Consider the following 20,558-nt stretch of genomic DNA (forward strand, 5'->3'; position numbering starts at 1 on the left):
AAAGGAGATTGATAAAAAATGGCACAAAAAACGTTTAAAGTAACTGCAGATTCTGGAATCCACGCTCGTCCAGCGACTGTTCTTGTACAAACAGCAAGCAAATATGATGCAGATATTAATTTGGAATATAACGGAAAAACCGTCAACCTTAAATCAATTATGGGTGTTATGTCACTAGGTATTGCTAAAGGTGCTGAAATTACGATTTCTGCTTCCGGCGCTGATGAAAATGATGCTCTTTCCGCACTTGAAGAAACAATGAAAAGCGAAGGTTTAGGCGAATAATGCTTGAACTAAAAGGAATAGGCGCTTCAGCCGGTATTGCGATCGCCAAAGCATATCGGCTTGAGGAGCCTGATCTAACGGTTGAAAAGAAAAACATCTCTGATTCTGATGCGGAAGTAAATCGTTTTGAAGACGCCATCGAGCGTTCTAAAAAAGAGCTTGAAATCATTAAAAACCATGCATTGAAAGAGCTTGGAGAAGATAAAGCGGAAATCTTTTCTGCACATTTGTTAGTATTAAGCGATCCGGAACTGTTAAACCCGATTAAAGACAAAATCAAATCGGACTCCGTCAACGCGGAATTCGCTTTAAAAGAAACGGCCGACATGTTCGTCACAATGTTCGAGTCGATGGATAACGAATATATGAAAGAACGCGCCGCAGACATCCGCGATGTCACCAAGCGTGTCACAGGGCATCTTCTCGGCGTTGAAATTCCGAACCCGAGTCTGATTTCCGAAGAGGTCATCATCGTAGCCGAAGACTTGACACCGTCTGATACAGCGCAACTAAACCGCAACTTTGTTAAAGGGTTTACAACAGATATCGGCGGACGGACGTCCCACTCAGCCATCATGGCGCGCTCGCTTGAAATTCCGGCCGTTGTCGGCACAAAAGCGGCAACAAAAGGCATTCAAAACGGCGTAACAGTGATCGTTGACGGTATCAATGGCGATGTCATCGTTGATCCTGCCCAGGAAACAATCAGCGAATACGAAGAAAAGCATCAAGCCTTCCTGGCGCAAAAAGCCGAATGGGCGAAGCTTGTCAATGAACCGACTGTAACGAATGACGGACATCATGTGGAACTTGCCGCTAATATCGGTACACCTGATGATGTAAAAGGCGTTCTGGAAAATGGAGGAGAAGCAGTCGGCCTTTACCGGACTGAATTCCTTTACATGGGCAGAGACCAGCTTCCGACTGAAGAGGAGCAATTTGATGCCTATAAAACCGTTCTTGAGCGTATGGAAGGCAAATCAGTTGTCGTTCGTACTCTTGATATCGGCGGAGACAAAGAGCTTCCATATTTAGAACTGCCAAAAGAAATGAACCCTTTCTTGGGATACAGAGCGATCCGTCTTTGCCTTGATGAGCAAGAGATTTTCAGAACGCAGCTTCGTGCGCTGCTTCGGGCAAGTACATATGGAAACTTAAAAATTATGTTCCCTATGATCGCGACTGTAAACGAATTTAAAGAAGCGAAAGCAATTCTTTTAGAAGAAAAAGAAAAGCTGAAAGCTGAAGGTCAACAAGTTTCCGAAGACATTGAAGTCGGTATGATGGTTGAAATCCCTTCAACAGCTGTGATCGCTGATCAATTCGCTAAAGAAGTCGATTTCTTCAGCATCGGAACGAATGACCTGATTCAATATACGATGGCTGCTGACCGGATGAATGAGCGGGTATCTTACCTTTACCAGCCGTACAATCCTGCGATTCTCCGCCTGATCACGCTTGTCATTGAAGCGGCCCATAAAGAAGGAAAATGGGTCGGCATGTGCGGCGAAATGGCGGGAGATGAAATTGCGATCCCAATCCTGCTCGGTCTTGGACTGGACGAGTTCTCAATGAGCGCGACGTCAATCCTGCCGGCAAGAACGCAAATCAGCAAGCTTTCTAAAAAAGAGACGGAATCGTTCAAAGAGCAAATTCTGTCCATGAGCACAACAGAAGAGGTTGTACAATTCGTAAAAGAAACCTTCAATATGGCATAAGCGATTGAAAATCCGGACAGGCATAACCAATGCCCGTCCGGGTTTTTTTGTTGATCTGAATGATCTCGGCTGCGGCGGAAATAATACATGTGACCAATAGTTAGAAAGGGGGATTTTGATATGCCCAGGCAGCCATTCAAACCGGGTGATGAGGTCTATGTCATTTACCGGAACCCGCATGCCGCCAATGTCGCGCATATAAAGGAAGCTGAAGTCGTTGATCACCCGCTTCACGAAGGTGAACTGGCATTGTTTATGTATGATACATATCACGCCTTTGCCGAAGATGATGCAGTTTTTTCTTCATATGAAGAGGCGGAACGGCTTTACCGTGAGTTATTTGACGGGGTATGAAAATATTACCGGTATATCACATCCTCTAAATGCAAAAAGTAACGGAAATAAGCAAAGGATGTGTCTGTTTCCAATGGTAAAACCGTTTGTTCCCCAGCTCGTCTATATTGAACCGAGAGCGCTGGAATACCCGCTGGGAAAAGAGCTGAGGGATAAATTTTCAAACATGGGGCTTGAGATCAGGGAAACGACTTCACACAATCAGGTGAGGAATATCCCGGGGGAAGGCCACCTGCAAAAATACAGAAATGCGAAATCCACTTTGGTCATCGGCGTCAGAAAAACATTGAAATTCGATTCATCAAAACCGTCCGCAGAATACGCGATTCCGTTTGCAACAGGGTGTATGGGTCACTGCCATTACTGCTATCTGCAGACGACAATGGGCAGCAAGCCGTATATCAGAACGTACGTCAATGTGGAGGAAATACTTGATCAGGCGGACCAGTATATGAAAGAACGCGCTCCCGAGGATACGCGGTTTGAAGCTTCTTGCACATCTGATATTGTCGGGATTGACCATTTGACACACACATTAAAGCGTGCAATTGAGCATTTCGGTCAATCCGACCACGGTAAATTGCGTTTCGTGACAAAATTCCATCATGTCGACCATTTGCTTGATGCCAAGCACAACGGAAAAACGCGTTTCCGCTTCAGCGTAAATGCCGATTATGTCATCAAAAGTTTTGAACCCGGCACATCCCCTTTGGATAAACGGATCGAAGCCGCCGTGAAAGTAGCGGAAGCAGGCTATCCGCTTGGTTTTATCATCGCTCCGATTTATATTCATGACGGCTGGCAGGAAGGCTACAGAGTGCTGCTCGAAAAGCTCGATCGTGCGCTGCCGCAGCATGCAAGGCGCGACATTACCTTTGAAATGATCCAGCACAGATTCACGAAGCCGGCAAAAAGAGTCATTGAAAAAAACTATCCAAAGACAAAGCTCGAACTGGATGAAGAAAAACGGCGCTATAAATGGGGCAGATACGGGATTGGCAAATATATATACCAGAAGGATGAAGAAGCAGAGCTTCGCAGCGCCCTTGAAACGTATATTGATAACTATTTTCCCGAAGCAAAAATCGAGTATTTCACATAACAGAGCTTTAGCCGGAAAAGCTCTGTTTTTTGTTTTGAGATGTTAAAAAAGGGTTTTTCCACTCCATTAAGACCGCATAATGAAGCGATTCCTCATCTTCAATGTAGCCGGGAATCACGCAAACCGGCGATCGTCCGCACTGGAGCAGGAATGAGAGCACGGGATCGCGCTTTTCCCCGTCCAATACAGCTTGAACATACTGTTCGGGCGTCATTTCTTCAGCCGACTTGTGATAATGGGGAATCCGTCCGCCGCCAATGAGCCGCTTGAGCCCTTTAAAAACCGTCAGTTCATACATGGACTGCATCAGCCGCTTTCCGATGCCGAGTTTTCGATAGTGAGGGGACACGGAAATATCGACGACATAAAGGGAGTTTCCATCGTTTTGATGTGTGCCGATATACCCGTTGTCTGTCACTTCGTCCCAGCTGTGGTGAGGATGATGCGGATCAAAATCAGTCATGAGCGCCGTCATCGAACCGATGATTCGGCCTTCGGAAACCGCGCAAAGTGCACCATCGGGAAATCGTTCAATATGGGAATGGAGCTGCTTTTCATTCCACAAAAGGTCTTCCGGAAACGGAGGCGGAAAGCATTCTCTTTGGAGTGCAATCAAATCGGGAATATCTTTGTTGTTGTAATTGCGGATGTCCACCTGCTGATAAGAAATGCCGTTATCGACGTAAAACTGTTTATAGATCGCCCATCACTCCTTTTGATATTTCCTTATTATACCGTTATTTTAGCAGGCTATCTTAATTTTGCGAAATTTTGGCCGATAAAAAGAATATGAAGGTGCATGTAAAGGAGGGTTTCATTTGTTTAAAAAACTGCATGTCAAAATTGCCGGATTTGTTGCCATCCTGCTGATTTTGACGGTTATCGTCCTACAGTTTTCCACAACACATTTGTTGAAATCGATGCTTGAAGATCAAGCAAAAGAATCGACTTCAAGTCTGCTTAACTCGATCAAAGGTAATATCGAGCTTCAATTAGAAAACTATGAAATCGCTTTAAATCGTATGAGCGACAGTCGAATGGCGCAGTCATTTTTAGAAGATGATCAAAATAAATTATTGGGCAGACTGATCAACGACGAATTAAAGCAAATCAAGGATAAAAACGAATTTGTCACCAATGCGTATATAGCGACTTCAAAAAAAGATATATGGATATACCCGAAAGCCGAATTTGATAAAGATTTTGACCCGACGACCCGGCCCTGGTACACATCGGCTGCCAAAACGTCTGATCAAGTGATCTGGACAGAGCCGTATCAAGATGTCGTGTCTGGAGAGATGATGGTCGCAGCGGCTAAAGCAGTCGTTGTCGACAATAAAGTATTAGGCGTCATCAGCTTAGATATTTCATTGAATTCATTAAACAAAATTATCGAAAATCAAAAGATGCCATATGACGGCTACGCATTTATTTTGGACCAAAACGGGACAATGCTTGCCCACCCGTCAAAACAAGGTGACGATATATCGAAAGACAAAACATATCGGGACATCCCGTCATCCAAAGACGGAATCAAAGTAGGCAAAGATACTGTGATCGCTTATCAGACCGTCGGTGGTACGGGCTGGAAAGTCGGTACGCAATTCGACACGGCGAAGCTGATGTGGGTCGCACAGGAAATGAACAAAATGGTCATGATCGTTTCAATCATTGCTTTGGCAGCGGCGATCATTTTAAGCTATTTCCTTGCCAAAACGATCACAGGCCCGATTAAGCAGCTGATTGCCAAAACAAAGGCTGTCGCGGGCGGTGATTTGACGGTCCAGACAGCAGCTGCCTCAAAAGACGAAATCGGTATATTAACAAAAGACTTCAACAAGATGGTCGAAAACATGAAAGAAATGATTGTGCAAGTCGGAACCTCGTCCGGAAAAGTATCGAAAACGACCGATCAATTAAGCGCTGTTTCAAAAGAAACGGTTTCTGCGAGCGATGAGATTGCCAAAGCAATCGAAGAAGTGGCGACAGGTGCGACAGAACAAGCGGCAGAGATCGAAAATGTAAATGAACAATCCGAACGGCTATCTGTCAAAATTAAAGAAATTGAACATCATGCCGACAGCATCAAGAAGCTTTCGAGAACATCAGAAGATGCAAGCTATACAGGAATCGATGCCCTCGGGCAGCTGCTTGCAAAATCAAATGAAGCCAACTCGGAGACGAAGAAAGTGGAACATATGCTTTTGCAGCTTGAAGAAAAAACGAAAAACATTGAAGAGGTTGTTACAGCCATCTCGGCGATCTCTGATCAAACAAACCTGCTTGCTCTGAACGCCAGCATTGAAGCAGCCCGTGCCGGCGAAAGCGGACGCGGTTTTGCGGTAGTTGCAGATGAGGTGAGAAAGCTTGCCGAACAATCGGCGGTCTCTTCACAGCATATCAGTGAAACGGTCAAGCAGATTCAGCTGGAAACGAAAGAAGCCGTATCAGCGATGACGGAAGCAAGCAAGATGAATGAAGAGCAAAATGGAATGATTCATGAGACAGGAGAAGCGCTCAGCAAAATTACTGCAGAAATGCAGGCGCTCGTCAACTCAATTGACCACATTTACTCTGAAATCTCTGGTATGAGCGGAGAACAGCAAAAAATGTCTGATTCGATCCAAAGCATTTCAGCTATTTCCCAGCAGTCAGCAGCGGCTGCGGAAGAGGTCAGCGCTTCGACAAACGAGCAGCTGACAGCGCTGGAAAGCATCGCCAAATCGGCTGAAGCGCTGAGTGAGGCCAATCAAGAATTATTAAATGCGATCAATAAGTTTAACGTGTAATAAAGAAGTCCCTCTTTTTGAAAGAGGGACTTTTTCAACGCTCACAATCCCAATTTTCAGAATATACATGTTACACTATAAATATGAAGGGAGTGATGATTGTGGACTTAAAGATGAATGGCAAAACGGCGCTTGTGGCAGCAAGCAGCAAAGGACTAGGCAATGCGATTGCAAAAGCCCTTGCGAAAGAAGGGGCAAATGTCATGTTGTCCGGGAGACACGAAGCGGACTTGAAAAAAGCTGCGGAAGAGCTGAATGGACTCGGCGGCGGATCCATCTCATATCAAGTATGCGATCTTGCAGATGCTGACGGGATCAAAGCGCTCGTTCAAAAGACCGCTGACACATTTGGAACGATCGATATGCTCGTCAACAATGTCGGAGGACCGAAAGGCGGCAGCCTGCTCGATCTGACAGACGCTGACTGGACTTCTTCATTTGAATTGCATCTGCTCAGCTATGTCCGTTTAATCCGCGAAGCTTTTCCATATCTAAAAAAGGATGGAGGCCGCATTGTTAATATCGCTTCTTCATCAGTCAAGCAACCGATTTCGGGGTTGCTGCTTTCCAACACGTTTCGAATGGGAATCGTCGGTCTGACAAAATCCATTGCGGAAGAGTTGGCCGAACACCGCATTTTGATCAACACGCTCGCCCCTGGGAGAATCGCGACAGATCGCGTGGCAGAGCTTGACCGGCTCAAAGCCGAGAAAACAGGCCTTTCCGAGCAGCAGGTGAAGGAAAGCTATGAGAAAGAGATTCCGCTCGGCTCCTACGGAAAACCTGACGACTTTGCACAATATGCAAGCTTTCTTTTATCAGAATGCAATACATATATGACTGGACAGACTCTGCTGATAGACGGCGGAATGGTAAAAGCAATTTAAGGGGGATGACATCATGAAAAAAACGATCGGATTTATCGGACTCGGAGTAATGGGAAACAGCATGGCTTCGCATATTTTAGCTGCAGGCTATCCCGTCAGCGCCTATACGAGAACAAAACAGAAAGCGGACAGCCTCGTGGAAAAAGGGGCGGAATGGAAATCATCCGTCAAAGCACTGGCGCAGTCGTCTGATGTGATCATCACAATGGTCGGCTACCCAAAAGACGTTGAAGAAGTTTACTTTGGAAGCGAAGGCATTATTGAAAATGCCAAAACAGGTTCTTACCTCATCGATATGACGACTTCCAAGCCTTCTCTCGCCAAACAAATCGAGGATGCTGCAAAAGAGAGAGGACTTTACGCTTTAGATGCTCCGGTTTCAGGCGGGGACGTCGGCGCGAGAAACGGCACGCTCGCCATTATGGTCGGAGGAGAACGGAAAGCCTTTGATGAATGCTACCCGATCTTTTCGATCATGGGTGAAAATATCCAATATCAGGGGCCGGCCGGAAGCGGGCAGCATACGAAAATGTGCAACCAGATTGCGATTGCTGCAGGTATGATCGGTGTCGCAGAAGCGATGGCCTACGCCAAAAAATCCGGACTCGATCCCGACAATGTGTTAAAAAGCATTACGACCGGCGCTGCGGGAAGCTGGTCCCTCTCAAATCTCGCGCCTAGAATGCTGAAAGGCGACTTTGAACCGGGCTTTTACGTCAAACACTTTGTTAAAGACATGGGCATCGCGCTAGAAGAAGCGGAGTTGATGGGCGAGAAAATGCCGGGGCTCGAGCTTGCGAAAAGCCTTTACGACACCCTTGTGGAAAAAGGCGAAGAAAACAGCGGCACCCAAAGTGTGTACAAGCTTTGGACAGAATATAAATAACGAAAAAAACCACTTGCTCAATGCAAGTGGTTTTTTGCTGGTTCTTATTTTCCGATGAACTGCTGAGTCCAGTAGTTGCCGTCTTTCACATATCCAACACCGATATGCGTGAAGTTAGGGTTCATAATGTTTTTTCTGTGACCTTCACTGTTCATCCAAGCTTTGACAACTTCCTGAGGCGTTTTTTGGCCTTTCGCGATGTTTTCTCCGGCAGTGCGGTATGTGATGCCGAATTTCTTCATCATGTCAAATGGAGAACCGTAAGTCGGGCTGTTGTGATCAAAGTAATTGTTATCTTTCATATCTTGAGATTTCGTGCGGGCAACCTTGCTCAGTTTTTCATCCAAAGTAAGAGGTTTTAGCCCTTGTTTCTTTCTTTCCGCATTCGTCAGCTCAACAACTTCTTTTTCATACGCGCTTACAGAAGAAGATGAAGGCGCTGTATTTTGCTTTTGCTGTGAAGTCTGCTCTTTTGAAGCCGCAGGCTTTGAAGCTTCCTGTTTTTGAGTCTGCGTGCTTTCAGGCTTTGAAGCTTTAGGTGCAGAAGACTTCGGTGCAGAAGCTTTAGGCTGTTGAGTGGCTTGTTTCTTATAAGAATGAAGCAGGGACTGAATTTTTTCCTGGTCAGCTTTAGAAAGCTGGTTCATGTTTTGGATATTCAGTTTGCCTGCGAGATCAGTTACATTTATGGAATGAACGGTTTTGACTTGTACTTGCTGCTGCTCTTTAGCGTCAGCGTGTTGAACGCCGCTGAATGTGAAGAGCGTTGCTGCAGCTGCTGCTGATAAAAGAAAAGCTTTTTTCATAAACAGTAATCCTCCTAAATGTTGTAGTTGTTGTTGTTTCGTACACTAGAATCATAACACGGCTTTTTTGAAATAATAGATCCATATATTCCCTTTGACAAGGTATTATTGTTAATTTTGACATAAAAAAAGAAAAACCCTTTGCTGCCAATATGCAACCAGATCGCTCTTTTACGCGTCTTGTCATAAACGTGGTAAAATTTAAATGTGTTAGTTAAATTTTAATATAAAAAGAGATTGACAGCTTTTTTAAAAACTTTAGATTGTAACAACCATTACAAAAGTGTTACAATATATCTCAGTTAATTAATGTAAAAATTGAATATTGTGAGAGGAGAGAGAGTTTCAGTGACAGAATCTCAACATGATCCGGCTGAAATCAAAAAGAGCAGGCGTTCGCGTTTATGGCGGATCAACCTGTACTTCTTTGCGGTGTTCACTTTGTTCGCTGCGCTGATCGTCAAGCTGGGCCTCGTGCAAATCGTCAATGGGGAAGCGTATGAGCAGGAAGCTTCGAAAACCGAGGCGAAAATTGCGTCATACCCGGCGCCGCGGGGTAAAATGTATGACAGATACGGGCGGGTGGTTGTCGACAACCAAAGCGTTCCCGCGATCACATATACGATGATGACAAGCACAAAAACGGAGGAAAAAATCAGCACAGCCAAAAAACTCGCAGAATTGATCGATATCGATACTTCGTTTCTGAAAGAAAGAGATTTGAAAGATTACTGGCTTGCCAGACATCCGAAAAAAGCTGCTGCACTTCTGAAAGACGGCGAGAAAACCCTCAAGTCTGATCAAACATACAAGCTGCAGGTAGACCGCGTTCCGGCGGAAGAGATCAAAGCGCTGGAAAAGGACAAAGACGAGCTTAAAGTCGCCGCGATTTTCAGAAGGTTTTCAGGCGGCTATGCGTATGAGCCGCAAATCGTCAAAGCGATGAGCCCGAAAACCGCTGGTAAAAACGACGCACAGCTCCTTGATGAGAAGGCTTCAAAACAGATGCCGGCCAACGATTTAACGTATGAGGAAGTCTCACGCGTTTCCGAGCATCTTGAAGAGCTTCCCGGCGTTGACGTCATCATGGACTGGACCAGGAAATATCCTTATGAAAAAACGCTCTACTCCATTTTCGGAGGCGTCACAACGCCTGAGCAAGGGCTTATCAAGGACCGGGAAGACTTTTACCTGACAAGGGGATATGCCCGGAATGACAGAGTGGGAAAAAGCTATCTCGAGTATCAATATGAAGAATATTTAAATCCGAAAAAAGCGAAAGTGCAATATACAGAAAACCGCTCAGGCAAGGTCATCAGCCAGGAAACGGTTGATGAAGGAAGACGCGGCTACGATCTGCAGCTGACATTCGACATGGAGCTCCAAAAGAAAGTCGAAGAAGCTATCGAAGAGGAGCTTAATAAATTCCGCGGCTCAAACTACATGCTGGACAGAGCGTTCGTCGTCATGATGGATCCGAATAACGGAGACATTCTGTCCATGGCCGGAAAGCGAATCATCGACGGCAAAATCACCGACTATTCAATCGGCGCGTTTACGACCCAGTATGAAATGGGATCAGCAGTCAAAGGCGCGACCGTGCTGGCCGGTTATCAGGACGGCATGCCGCATGGGCAGATGTATTTGGATAACGGAAAGCTGACTTTCGCAGGGCCTGTTATAAAAGGTTCCTATACCGACACAATTGGATGGGCTAATGAAGTCAAAGCGCTTCAAAAAAGTTCAAACGTTTATATGTTTCATGTGGCCATGAGGATTGCAGGAATTACGTATGTACCGAACGGCCCGCTTCCAGCGAACCTAGAGGACTTAAATAAAATGAGATATTACTTCAATCAATTTGGCCTTGGGGTAAAAACAGGCATCGACTTGCCGCAGGAGTCGGCCGGGATGCAGACAAATCCAAAAATAGTCGGGGGTCTCCTTCTCGATGAAGCAATCGGCCAGTTTGACACGTACACGCCTTTGCAGCTCGCTCAATATATGTCTGCGATTGCCAACAGCGGTTACAGAGTGCAGCCGAGAGTCGTGAAAAGCATTCACCAACCTGAAAGCGAAAAGCTCGGACCTGTCATTGAAGAGCGTTCTGCCAATGTGCTCAACAAAATCAACAACTCCCAAAGCGATATTGAAATCGTGAAAACCGGTTTGAAACGGGTCACTCAGCCAGGGGGAACGGCAGCCGGGACATTCGGTTCACTTGATGTATCAGGCAAAACCGGAACGGCACAGGCACCTTACTACGGCACGAACAGAAGCTGGTGGGGAACGATGAGTTACAACCTAACCTTTGCCGGTTACTATCCTTCGAAAAATCCTGAGGTTGCTTTCAGCGTTGTTGTTCCGTCTATGACCACTGATAAAGGCGGAATCAACAAAAACATCGCCGCCAAAATCGTCAAAGCCTATGTCGATCTGCAAAAAAAATACAGCAAGGATTAGACAAAAAAGAACACGGATTTTTTCCGGGTTCTTTTTTTGTTATCAAAATTTGACGAATGCTAGAAGTTTTGAAGGAGATTTCTCGTATTTTAGCGAATCCTTTTAAGCAAAATAGTTTTAATGAATGCTGGTCATGAATAGGGTATAAAGGAGGGATATGATGGAACAAAAAACAAAACGTTTTGAGCAATATAAGCCCCATATGAATTTACAGGCAGTCCTGTCAGCTAACGGCCGTTTTATATACATATCTGCAAATTGCAAAGAACTCTTAAGCTACCAGCAGAATGAACTGATCGGTACGTATTTGAAGGACTATTTACACGAAGACGATCTTTTTCTGGTAGAAAGCTATTTTTACAATGAGCATCATTTGCTGCCTTGCACCTTCAGATTTGTGAAAAAAGACTACACGATGATCTGGATCGAAGCATCGATCGATTTCGTCACGACCCATGTTGGAGAAAAAGAACGCGAGATTGTACTCAAAATGAAAGTGTTTGAAGACCGTCCCTCTAAGAAAAGCAGCTCCATAAAAGAGGAAGACACACCGGAAGAAGCTGCCAGGCTGCCGGCAAAAGAGGAATTCGAAGCCATGGTGGAAGGCTTGCCAAACCCTCTGTGCATCAGCGTTCAAGGGGAAATAGTCTACGTCAATGACGCCATGGTCAACCTGCTCGGAGCCGAGCACAAACGGCAAATTATCGGAAAGTATTCCTACGATTTTATCGAGAAAGAGTACCATGACATCGTCAAAAACCGTATCAAGCGGATGCAGCAGGGACTTGATGTCGGAATGATCGAGCAAACTTGGCATAAGCTCGACGGCACGCAGATTCACCTCGAAGTCAAGGCGGCGCCGACCATTTATCAAAACCAGAAAGCGGAGCTGCTCCTGCTCATTGACATTTCATCGAGGAAGAAATTCCAGACCATTTTGCAAAAAAGCAGGGAGCGCTATCAGCTCTTGATTCAAAACTCAATCGATACGATAGCCGTTATTCATAAAGGTAGATGGGTCTTTATGAATGAATCAGGCATTCGTCTGTTTGAAGCAAAGACGTATGAGGATTTAATCGGCAAAGATATTTATGAACATCTGCACCCGTGCGACCACGAAGATGTCAAAGCGAGGCTGAAACGGATTACAGACCGAAAATCCGAATCTGAAATCATAAAGCAGACGTGGTATACATTTGAAAAAAGGCTCATCTATACAGAAATGGTTTGCATCCCTACGACATTTTTCGGGGAAACGGCCGTTCAGGTGATTTTAAGGGATATTTCTGAACGCAAGCAGACCGAAGAGCTGATGGTCCGTTCGGAAAAACTGTCGATCGCCGGACAGCTTGCAGCCGGGATCGCCCACGAAATCCGCAATCCGCTCACCGCGATTAAAGGGTTTTTACAGCTGATGAAGCCCACGATGGAAGAAAATGAACATTATTTTAATATTATCTTTTCCGAATTAAGCAGAATCGAACTGATCTTGAGCGAGCTTCTCATGCTGGCAAAGCCGCAGCAAAACGCATTGAAAGAAAAGCTAGATCTGATCAGGCTGATCCGCGAAGTGACGGCCCTTTTAGAAACGCAGGCCAACTTAAACGGCATTTTGATCAATACGATTCTCCCGGACAATATCTATATTAAAGGGGATCAAAATCAATTAAAGCAAGTGTTTATCAACCTGATCAAAAACGCCGTCGAATCCATGCCGAACGGCGGTACGGTCCATTTGACCGTCAGAGAAACCGAAGATTCGGTCATCGTCGAGGTGGAGGACGAAGGAGAAGGAATACCTGAACATGTCATGAAGCGAATCGGCGAGCCGTTTTTGACGACGAAGGAAAAAGGAACAGGCCTCGGTTTGATGGTCACCTTCAATATCATCGAAAATCACAACGGAACAATCGAAGTCGACAGCAAAGCAGAAAAAGGCACGACATTTAAGATTTCATTTCCAAAATAAAAAACAACGGCGTAAAAGCCGTTGTTTACGTAGTCTGTATCAATTGCCTCTTATTGAAAACAAAGGACTCCAGCCGGTCAAGACCTTCCCTTAGCGTATCAGGAGAATATGCGTAAGAGATCCTCACATAGCCTTCCCCGTATTCAGAAAACGAGCTGCCCGGCACGATCGCAAGCCCCTCTTCCTCAAGAAGCGACATGCAGAAATCAAAGGAAGACATTCCAAATGATTTGATGGACGGGAAAATGTAGAATGCTCCCGACGGTTTAATCACATCGAGGCCCATTGTCACAAGTCTGTCGTACACGTAGTCAAGCCGTTTTTTATATTGCTCGCGCATGATCAGCGCATCATCAAACCCGTTGGTGACGGCTTCCAGAGCTGCTTTTTGAGAGATCGATGAAGCGCATGATACGTTGTATTGATGGACTTTTAAAATATGTTTGGCGATTTCCTTCGGCGCGAACAAAAATCCGATTCTCCAGCCTGTCATGCTGTGGGATTTGGAAAGTCCGCCGATGACGATCGTCTGGTCCCTTAACACAGACGCGATGGAGTGGTGCGGTCTGTCAAAAGTGAGTTCGCTGTATATTTCATCCGAAAGCACAAAGACGTTTCGACCTTTTAAAAGGGAGGCGATGTCCTTCAGCTCTTCTTCGGACAGCGTCATTCCCGTCGGATTTGACGGATAAGGAAGAACAACACATTTTGTCTTCGGCGTCAGCGCTTCCTCGATCAATTTTGCTGTCAGCTTAAAGCCGTGAGACGTGGTGTCAATGATCAATGGAGACGCTCCGCACATTTTGATGATCGGCTCGTATCCGGGGTATACCGGCCCCGGAAGAATGACTTCATCGCCAGGTGATAAAATCGTGCGGAATGCCGAATCGATGGCCTGGCTGGCTCCGGTCGTCACAATGATCTCGCTTTCCGCTTCATAATTTAAATCGGCTTTTTTCTTCATATAAAGCTGTACAGCCTGCCTCAGTTCGGGATATCCGGCGTTGTGAGTGTAAGATGTTTGATTCTCATCTATCGCTTTTTTGGCGGCCTGTTTGACATGGTGGGGGGTGAAGAAATCAGGCTGGCCGATTGTTAAAGAGATTACGTTTTCGTACTGGGATACAAGGTTTGAGAACTTGCGGATCCCTGAGATTTCGATTTCTTTTACATTTGGATTAAGCAAATGTTCCATTTAGCATCACCTTAAAAATGTTATGGTTTATCTTATTTTACCATCATCAGACCAATTGTCATCTTTTAATCAATCAATTTTATAAAAACTCGTAACAAGTATATGCAAAACAATGCAAGGTATGCGGACATGCGGATGGCAGCAGATAGAAAAATAAGACAATCAAACGATTGTCTTACGTTATATTTCGTTTAGTAGCCGTAATCGAAGTCAACATCTTCTTTCCACGAAATATATATTTGTTCTTCACTGTCTGAAGCATCCTTGAGCATTTCTGTGTAAACAGCACGGCTGACCCCTTCTAAAATGGTCATTTCATGATTTTTAATCGTTACAATTGTTCCCATCATAAACACCTTTCCTGAAAAATCCTTGACCATTGTAACACGATAAATGTCAAAGTCAATGAAAAACTTGTGAGCCGTACATTAATTTAACTTTAAAAAAACGTGATACGTATTGATAATATTCAGCGAATCTTAGTAGTATATAGAAGTCAAGATGTTAGGAGGAAAAGCACATTGGAATTGGAATTAGACAAACACGAAACTGCTCCTGAAAGGAGCGAGTATGCCGGAATCGGCGCGCGTTTTGTAGCTTCCCTGCTCGACGGATTGATTCTCGGGATTCCCGCATATATTTTCACGTACGTTTTAACAGCGGCGTTGATGTTGGGAAATTCGGATATCATGCTCATGATGGAGACTGATCCCGAGTATTTGAGCGATCAGGAAATCTTTACGTTTATCATCAGCATGTTCAAAACCATAGCGATCGTTGGAAGTATTACTTTTATTGTTTATTTTCTTTATTACACGCTGATGGAATCATCCAAATGGCAAGGGACGCTCGGCAAGAAAATCATGAACGTTCAGGTGGCGAAAGCAGAAGGCGGAAGAATCTCTTTCGGCCGTGCGGCCGGAAGGTTTCTGGCCAAAAGCTTTCTTTCTCCGATTTTATTGGTCGGCTACATTATGGCCTTTTTCACAGAAAGGCGCCAGGCGCTTCATGATATGTTGGCAGGAACCATTGTCGTAAAAAAATAACGGGTAAAAGACAGCACGCTTTCAGCATGAATGCGTGCTGTCTTGTTCAGGAAAATGTTTCACGGCAGGAATAAAAATAAGGAGGCATCAATCCAGATGGATACTCAGCCGGAACGTGAACAAGCTGTAAAGCGGGCGCAAAGAACGGGAATCAAGCTCTTTTTGACGTTGCCGATTCTATCTTGGGCGTTATACGATTTTGCAAACACGATTTTTTCATCAAACATTGTGACGATCTTTTTTCCTTTTTATTTGCAGGAGGCAGTCGGCGAAAACGCCAGCATGAATCAGGTGGCAAGCACTTTTATCTCCTATTCGAACGCAGCCGCAAGCTTCCTGCTCGTCATTTTCACGCCTTTATTCGGGGTGTTGATTGACCGGACGGGCAGAAAGAAAAAATACATCGGTCTGTTTACGATGATTTGTGTTTTGTGCACCATCTTAATGGGGGTTTTTGCGGGCGCTTCGTTTCAGAAGGACATATACGGGCTTCCGTTATCTTTGATCCTTGTTGTTGTCATGTTTGTGACCGCAAAGTTTTTCTATCATTCAAGCTTGGTGTTTTATGATACGATTTTGGCTGATTTGGGTACAAAAGAAGAAATTCCTCTCTTATCAGGATTCGGGATTGCGATCGGATATATCGGTACTTTGGCCGGCTTAACGGTTTACCTTCTGGTCGGGAACCAGGATTTTCACCGTGCTTTCATCCCGTCGGCTCTCTTGTTTTTACTTTTTTCACTTCCGTATTTGCTCTTCACGAAAGAGAAAAGAAAACCGGAACCGAAAGAAAAAAAATCGTTTTTCAGCGGATACAGGGAAATCGTGCAGACGTTCAAGGACATTCGCCTGTACAAACCGGTCTTCTTGTTCATGATCGCCTACTTTTTCCTGAATGATGCGCTTGCTACAGCAATAGCCATGATGGCGGTTTATTCAAAAACGGTCATCGGTTTTACGACCGGTCAATTTGTATTACTTTACCTTGTTTCAACGGTCTCAAGCATCATCGGTTCATTTTTGCTCGGCTTTGTAACAAAAAAGATCGGCGCTAAACACGCAGTCAGTCTTGTCGCCGCCATTATGATCACCGCTTTGACGATTGGAGCATGCACGACGTCAACAGTCTTGTTTTGGATTGCGGGAAGCCTTTTCGGTATCTCGCTTGGAGGCACATGGGTCGCATCAAGGACACTGATTATCGAACTGACGCCCGAGCATAAAAGAGGCGAATTTTTCGGATTGTTTGCTTTGTCGGGGAAAATCTCTTCCATTTTCGGTCCGGTCCTGTACGGATCGATTACTTTGCTGTTCAGGGATTTAGGGAACATGGCCAGCAGAATGGCTTTCGGATCTTTAGTGTTATTGGCAGCGATCGGCCTGATCATTCATCAAAATGTTAAGGCAAAAGCTTAACCCAGAGCATCAACTTTTAACAAAAGACGCCGATATAAAAAGTAAACACAAAGTAGGATAGAGAGGGATATCAGTGTCTTCAAACCAACAGGAAATTTTATTAAGTTCGGGAACCAATGAATTAGAAATCGTGAAGTTCGAAGTTGGTTTCAACATTTTCGGCATAAATGTCATGAAAGTCAGAGAAATCATTCAGCCGGTTGACATTACGAAAGTGCCTCATTCGCACAAGCATATGGAGGGCATGATCACATTGCGCGGGGAAATTCTTCCCGTCATTGATTTATTCTCTTTCTTCGGCGTCGAACACGGTGAGGACGAGCATCAAGAAAAATACATTGTGACGGAATTCAACAAGCGGAAAATCGTCTTTCACACTGGATCGGTTTCGCAGATTCACCGGGTGTCGTGGGAAGAAATCGAGAAGCCGACCGCTTTAAATCAAGGAATGGACCGTCACCTTACCGGCATCATTAAGCTCGACGGCACAATGATTTTCCTGCCTGATTACGAAAAAATCATTTTTGATCTTGAGTCTGAGTCAGGTACGGACCCTTATCAAATGAAAGATGAAAAATTTGATCAGAGACGGACTGACAAAAAGCTGATGATTGTCGAAGACTCTCCGCTCCTCTTGCGGCTTTTGGTGGAAAAGCTGAATGAAGCAGGGTATAACAACATCGTGTCTTTTGAAAACGGAAAAGAGGCTTACGAACATGTGCTTCAATTGATGGAAGACGGCACAGCCCTTCACGAAAAAGTCGATCTCATGATCACGGATATTGAAATGCCGCAGATGGATGGACACCGGCTCACAAAGCTGTTAAAAGATAACCCGCTGAGTTCGGAGCTGCCGATCTTGATTTTCTCTTCTTTGATTACAGACGATCTTCGCCATAAAGGGGAACAAGTCGGAGCTGACGAACAAATCAGCAAGCCAGAGCTCAACGAACTGATCGAAAAGCTTGATAAATATATTTTCAAGAACTAAAAAAAGCCTCTTTTTGAGGCTTTTTTTATTAAAAATAGCTTTCGCCAAGCTTCTTGAAGACGGGCTTTGAGGCAGGGCGCTTCCGGTTTGTGACGAGCGGTTTTTCCTTAATTCCCGTGTAGTTTTGAAGAAGCTGTTTCGCTATATTCAAGGACATATGAGCTTTAGGGTTCCGATACGAATGATTTAATGTACCTAAGTGTGGAAGGCTTGCGAAGTCTTCTTTTGTTGGAGGCATGTGAAAAAAGTAGTCTCCGAGAGAAATCAGCACATCTGACTGCTGCTGGCTGAATCTTGGATTTTTCGAAAAGTGAAGGCCTACCTTTTTACCCTTTCCTTCATTAAGCAGCTTTTGCAAAGCTTTCTTTTTCAGAAGATACAGGTATTTGGGATTAGTCGCGGTTTTTGCATGGCGATTCACTGTATAAATCGCTTTTGAAAGGTTTTCAACTGTCGGTTTTAATTCTTTCGTATGATTATGGTCGTCCATTTTTTCTCTCCTATCCATTCGTTTCTAGATCACCTCCTAAAGTTGCAAGGCTTATGTCTAAATTATACGAAATAGAACAGAAAATGCAAATATCTCATAGAAAAAACGCGCGATTTTTTAAGGAATCGCGCGTTTTCATCTTTATAAAACAGAGTTCATTTTCGCTTTTGTATTTTTTTGTCTCTTCAGCGCCGCTTGAACGTCGATTTCCGCGTTCTCGGCGCTTAATTTAGGCAGGACGATAAAATAGTACATCGCCGCCAGCAGAATAATTCCCGCCAAACCGTAATATATATAATCCACATCGGCGATGATTCCCGGGAATAAAACAGCGATCACGCCAAGCGCTGAGGATTGCGCCATCATTGTCAGCGGATCGGTCCACCCGCTGACTCTTCCCATCAGCCTTGGGTGGACGATTTTGGGAATCCAGCCGCCAAGCGCTGTGTTGATCGGTCCGATGCATATCCCGGCAAGGAACGCAGCCGAGTAATATACGGGCAATTGATCTGTAAAGCCAAGCAGAATGATAAAGGCACCCGCAATAAAAATCGGGACTGACATCATGTATGCCGGCTTCACTTTTTTTTCAAGCAGAGCGGCGACGGCAATCCCTGTCAAAAGTCCGATACCCAGTACGATTGTAAAGAGGGATGTGTGCCACTCATAACTGTCAGGGGACAGCTCATACTTCATTTTAAACATCGGCAGAACCGAAAGTCCCCCGCTGACAAGTCCGAAGATAAAATATCCGAATACGAGAGAGGCAAGCAATTTATTTTTTAATATATAAACGATGCCTTCCTTAAAATCGTGCATCGAATCTTTGACGGTCATGTTTTTCCAGCCTTTTTGCCCGTTCGGCTGCCGCGCTTCAAGCGGAATATCGCAGGAACGGATTAAAAAGCCGGATACGATAAAGCTCACAAAATCAAGAGCGATAGCACCATGCAGGCCGATCGTCTTGTACATAAAAGCTCCAATTCCTACGCCGAACAATAGAAACAGGCTGAAAAGCATCTGGTTCAGTCCGGCTGCCTTTGCATACTGATCCTTTCTTAAAATGGCCTGGACCAAACTTGCTTCGGCCGGGTAGAAAAATTTTGTGACCGCGCTTCTGATAAATAGAACTAAAAACACAAGCGGTATGATCTGAAGATACAGTACAAAGAAAAGAACGACAGTCAATCCCGCTCTGATCCAATCACAGTTTTCCGCGACTTTCTTGCGGTCAAAACGGTCAGCGACCACCCCGACGATAAAGAATACAAAAACCGTCGGCAAGGAATACATCAGCTCGGCGATTGTCGTGTAGGCCGGCTGGCTGCTGAACCGGTCGAGCAAGAAAAAAGCGAAAGCCATGTTTCCGACTGTCGTTCCCATTTGAGAAGCGAAAGCTGCGAAAAAAAGTCGGACGAAATTACGATTTTTAAAAAGATCCATATATACGCTCCTTACCCTAAAGGTCCCATTATATCTTAATACAAGATGTTGTATTGTTCAAATTGCATTTGTCTGGAAATGTACTGGTCTAAGGTGTAATGGACACTCGGGTTCCGTTGGGTACGATAGAAGCAAGTTCCAGAACATCCTGATTGTGCATGCGGATACATCCCCTTGAAACAGCTTTGCCAATTGACGCCGGGTTATTCGTGCCATGGATGCCGTAGTGCTGTTTTGAGAGGCTCAGCCAGTAGGCGCCGAACGGGCCGCCCGGATTTGGCTGCCGGTTGACAATGACAAATTCGCCTCTCGGCGTCTGTGTGAGGATTTTTCCGACGGCAATCGGATATGTTTTTACAAGTCTGTTTTGCTCATATAATCTGAGCGTTCTCCCGCTGAGAGACACGACAATCCGGTAAGGGATTGTGTCCGGGTTTCTAATGCCGGGAATGATAATCGATTGGCCTGCGGACACTTGGCCGCCGTTTAAGCCCGGATTCGCCTGCAGCAAAGCCTGCCGGGTCATTCTGAAATCGGCGGCGATGCTTTCCAGAGTTTCTCCAGATTTTACTTGGTACATCAGCAATAATCAGCACATCTCCTTTTCAAAACGAAAAGAGAGCCTTTTCCGCTGCTAATATATAGACGGAAAGAGGCTGGGGAAGTTTCGTTTTTTTAATGAGGATTGGATGAAATGAGCGGGAATGCTTTTACTTAA

18 protein-coding genes and 2 pseudogenes are annotated in these 20,558 nt (G+C 44.9%); 13 read left to right on the forward strand and 7 right to left on the reverse strand.

The genetic code is table 11. The annotated features are described in order from the left end of the window. Nucleotides 1–18: 18 nt before the first annotated feature. The 4 genes from CP943_RS08130 (at nt 19) to splB (ending at nt 3,459) form a co-directional block, all read left to right on the forward strand. Nucleotides 19–285, forward strand: a complete 267-nt coding sequence (locus CP943_RS08130; protein ID WP_003181247.1) for a phosphocarrier protein HPr — start codon at nt 19–21, stop codon at nt 283–285. Further along, nucleotides 285–2,003 (forward strand): phosphoenolpyruvate--protein phosphotransferase, encoded by a 1,719-nt coding sequence (gene ptsP, locus CP943_RS08135; protein ID WP_020451177.1) that lies wholly within the window; start codon nt 285–287, stop codon nt 2,001–2,003. Before CP943_RS08130 ends, ptsP begins: the two co-directional genes overlap by 1 nt. Nucleotides 2,004–2,123: 120 nt before the next feature. Continuing rightward, nucleotides 2,124–2,357: a transcriptional regulator SplA domain-containing protein gene (locus tag CP943_RS08140; protein ID WP_023857298.1), complete on the forward strand. Its 234-nt coding sequence runs from the start codon at nt 2,124–2,126 to the stop codon at nt 2,355–2,357. Between the two features lie 73 nt (nt 2,358–2,430). Then, nucleotides 2,431–3,459: a spore photoproduct lyase gene (gene splB, locus CP943_RS08145; protein ID WP_023857297.1), complete on the forward strand. Its 1,029-nt coding sequence runs from the start codon at nt 2,431–2,433 to the stop codon at nt 3,457–3,459. A 7-nt stretch (nt 3,460–3,466) separates the two neighbouring features. Here splB and CP943_RS08150 read toward each other — a convergent pair whose 3' ends face one another. Next, nucleotides 3,467–4,159, reverse strand: coding sequence for a GNAT family N-acetyltransferase (locus tag CP943_RS08150; RefSeq protein WP_023857296.1), 693 nt, complete (start codon nt 4,157–4,159; stop codon nt 3,467–3,469). 220 nt (nt 4,160–4,379) lie between these two features. Between CP943_RS08150 and CP943_RS22985 the strand changes: the two are divergent. The 4 genes and pseudogenes from CP943_RS22985 to CP943_RS08165 all read left to right on the forward strand — a co-directional run. Further along, nucleotides 4,380–5,258, forward strand: a pseudogene (locus tag CP943_RS22985) (cache domain-containing protein); the annotation flags it as partial. 63 nt (nt 5,259–5,321) lie between these two features. Beyond that, nucleotides 5,322–6,248, forward strand: a complete 927-nt coding sequence (locus CP943_RS22990) for a methyl-accepting chemotaxis protein (protein WP_373367297.1) — start codon at nt 5,322–5,324, stop codon at nt 6,246–6,248. Nucleotides 6,249–6,349: 101 nt separating this feature from the next. Next, entirely contained in the window at nt 6,350–7,135 is a 786-nt protein-coding gene (locus tag CP943_RS08160; protein WP_180806803.1) for an SDR family oxidoreductase, read from the forward strand. A gap of 13 nt (nt 7,136–7,148) precedes the next feature. Next, nucleotides 7,149–8,021, forward strand: coding sequence for an NAD(P)-dependent oxidoreductase (locus CP943_RS08165; RefSeq protein WP_023857293.1), 873 nt, complete (start codon nt 7,149–7,151; stop codon nt 8,019–8,021). Nucleotides 8,022–8,065: 44 nt separating this feature from the next. Here the strand turns inward: CP943_RS08165 and CP943_RS08170 are convergent, their stop codons facing one another. Next, a complete protein-coding gene (locus CP943_RS08170; protein WP_020451183.1) occupies nt 8,066–8,827 on the reverse strand; it encodes a CAP domain-containing protein in 762 nt (253 codons plus the stop codon). Between the two features lie 348 nt (nt 8,828–9,175). Here CP943_RS08170 and CP943_RS08175 point away from each other — a divergent pair, with 348 nt between their 5' ends. Together CP943_RS08175 and CP943_RS08180 are read left to right on the forward strand one after the other, a co-directional pair. After that, on the forward strand, nt 9,176–11,290 hold the full coding sequence (locus CP943_RS08175) for a peptidoglycan D,D-transpeptidase FtsI family protein (RefSeq protein WP_026579796.1): 2,115 nt from the start codon (nt 9,176–9,178) through the stop codon (nt 11,288–11,290). Between the two features lie 160 nt (nt 11,291–11,450). Beyond that, nucleotides 11,451–13,259 (forward strand): PAS domain-containing protein, encoded by a 1,809-nt coding sequence (locus tag CP943_RS08180; protein ID WP_026579795.1) that lies wholly within the window; start codon nt 11,451–11,453, stop codon nt 13,257–13,259. A gap of 14 nt (nt 13,260–13,273) precedes the next feature. On the opposite strand, the pseudogene CP943_RS08185 reads toward CP943_RS08180, so the two are convergent. Further along, nucleotides 13,274–14,454 (reverse strand): annotated as a pseudogene (locus CP943_RS08185) (aminotransferase A); the annotation flags it as partial. Between the two features lie 191 nt (nt 14,455–14,645). Next, nucleotides 14,646–14,804, reverse strand: coding sequence for a hypothetical protein (locus CP943_RS22420; RefSeq protein WP_165583461.1), 159 nt, complete (start codon nt 14,802–14,804; stop codon nt 14,646–14,648). Between the two features lie 171 nt (nt 14,805–14,975). Here CP943_RS22420 and CP943_RS08190 point away from each other — a divergent pair, with 171 nt between their 5' ends. The 3 genes from CP943_RS08190 (at nt 14,976) to CP943_RS08200 (ending at nt 17,907) form a co-directional block, all read left to right on the forward strand. Then, nucleotides 14,976–15,500, forward strand: a complete 525-nt coding sequence (locus CP943_RS08190) for an RDD family protein (RefSeq protein ID WP_020451188.1) — start codon at nt 14,976–14,978, stop codon at nt 15,498–15,500. A 96-nt stretch (nt 15,501–15,596) separates the two neighbouring features. After that, nucleotides 15,597–16,916 (forward strand): MFS transporter, encoded by a 1,320-nt coding sequence (locus CP943_RS08195; RefSeq protein ID WP_020451189.1) that lies wholly within the window; start codon nt 15,597–15,599, stop codon nt 16,914–16,916. Between the two features lie 73 nt (nt 16,917–16,989). Continuing rightward, nucleotides 16,990–17,907, forward strand: coding sequence for a chemotaxis protein (locus CP943_RS08200; protein ID WP_105980914.1), 918 nt, complete (start codon nt 16,990–16,992; stop codon nt 17,905–17,907). Nucleotides 17,908–17,935: 28 nt separating this feature from the next. Here CP943_RS08200 and CP943_RS08205 read toward each other — a convergent pair whose 3' ends face one another. The 3 genes from CP943_RS08205 to CP943_RS08215 form a co-directional block, all read right to left on the reverse strand. Then, a complete protein-coding gene (locus CP943_RS08205; protein ID WP_020451191.1) occupies nt 17,936–18,397 on the reverse strand; it encodes a YkyB family protein in 462 nt (153 codons plus the stop codon). Between the two features lie 141 nt (nt 18,398–18,538). Further along, nucleotides 18,539–19,840, reverse strand: coding sequence for an MFS transporter (locus CP943_RS08210; RefSeq protein WP_020451192.1), 1,302 nt, complete (start codon nt 19,838–19,840; stop codon nt 18,539–18,541). An 88-nt stretch (nt 19,841–19,928) separates the two neighbouring features. Next, the gene (locus CP943_RS08215; RefSeq protein ID WP_020451193.1) at nt 19,929–20,426 is read right to left on the reverse strand and encodes a L,D-transpeptidase family protein; all 498 of its coding nucleotides are present in this window, start codon (nt 20,424–20,426) and stop codon (nt 19,929–19,931) included. Nucleotides 20,427–20,558: the final 132 nt, after the last annotated feature.

The organism is Bacillus paralicheniformis, assembly GCF_002993925.1.
Taxonomy (GTDB): Bacteria; Bacillota; Bacilli; order Bacillales; family Bacillaceae; genus Bacillus; species Bacillus paralicheniformis.

Coding starts and splice junctions, on each gene's coding strand:
- CP943_RS08130 (WP_003181247.1), top strand. CDS start 19: ATGGCACAAAAAACGTTTAAAGTAACTGCAGATTCTGGAATCCACGCT.
- ptsP (WP_020451177.1), top strand. CDS start 285: ATGCTTGAACTAAAAGGAATAGGCGCTTCAGCCGGTATTGCGATCGCC.
- CP943_RS08140 (WP_023857298.1), top strand. CDS start 2,124: ATGCCCAGGCAGCCATTCAAACCGGGTGATGAGGTCTATGTCATTTAC.
- splB (WP_023857297.1), top strand. CDS start 2,431: ATGGTAAAACCGTTTGTTCCCCAGCTCGTCTATATTGAACCGAGAGCG.
- CP943_RS22990 (WP_373367297.1), top strand. CDS start 5,322: ATGATTGTGCAAGTCGGAACCTCGTCCGGAAAAGTATCGAAAACGACC.
- CP943_RS08165 (WP_023857293.1), top strand. CDS start 7,149: ATGAAAAAAACGATCGGATTTATCGGACTCGGAGTAATGGGAAACAGC.
- CP943_RS08170 (WP_020451183.1), bottom strand. CDS start 8,827: ATGAAAAAAGCTTTTCTTTTATCAGCAGCAGCTGCAGCAACGCTCTTC.
- CP943_RS08180 (WP_026579795.1), top strand. CDS start 11,451: ATGGAACAAAAAACAAAACGTTTTGAGCAATATAAGCCCCATATGAAT.
- CP943_RS22420 (WP_165583461.1), bottom strand. CDS start 14,804: ATGATGGGAACAATTGTAACGATTAAAAATCATGAAATGACCATTTTA.
- CP943_RS08195 (WP_020451189.1), top strand. CDS start 15,597: ATGGATACTCAGCCGGAACGTGAACAAGCTGTAAAGCGGGCGCAAAGA.
- CP943_RS08205 (WP_020451191.1), bottom strand. CDS start 18,397: ATGGACGACCATAATCATACGAAAGAATTAAAACCGACAGTTGAAAAC.
- CP943_RS08210 (WP_020451192.1), bottom strand. CDS start 19,840: ATGGATCTTTTTAAAAATCGTAATTTCGTCCGACTTTTTTTCGCAGCT.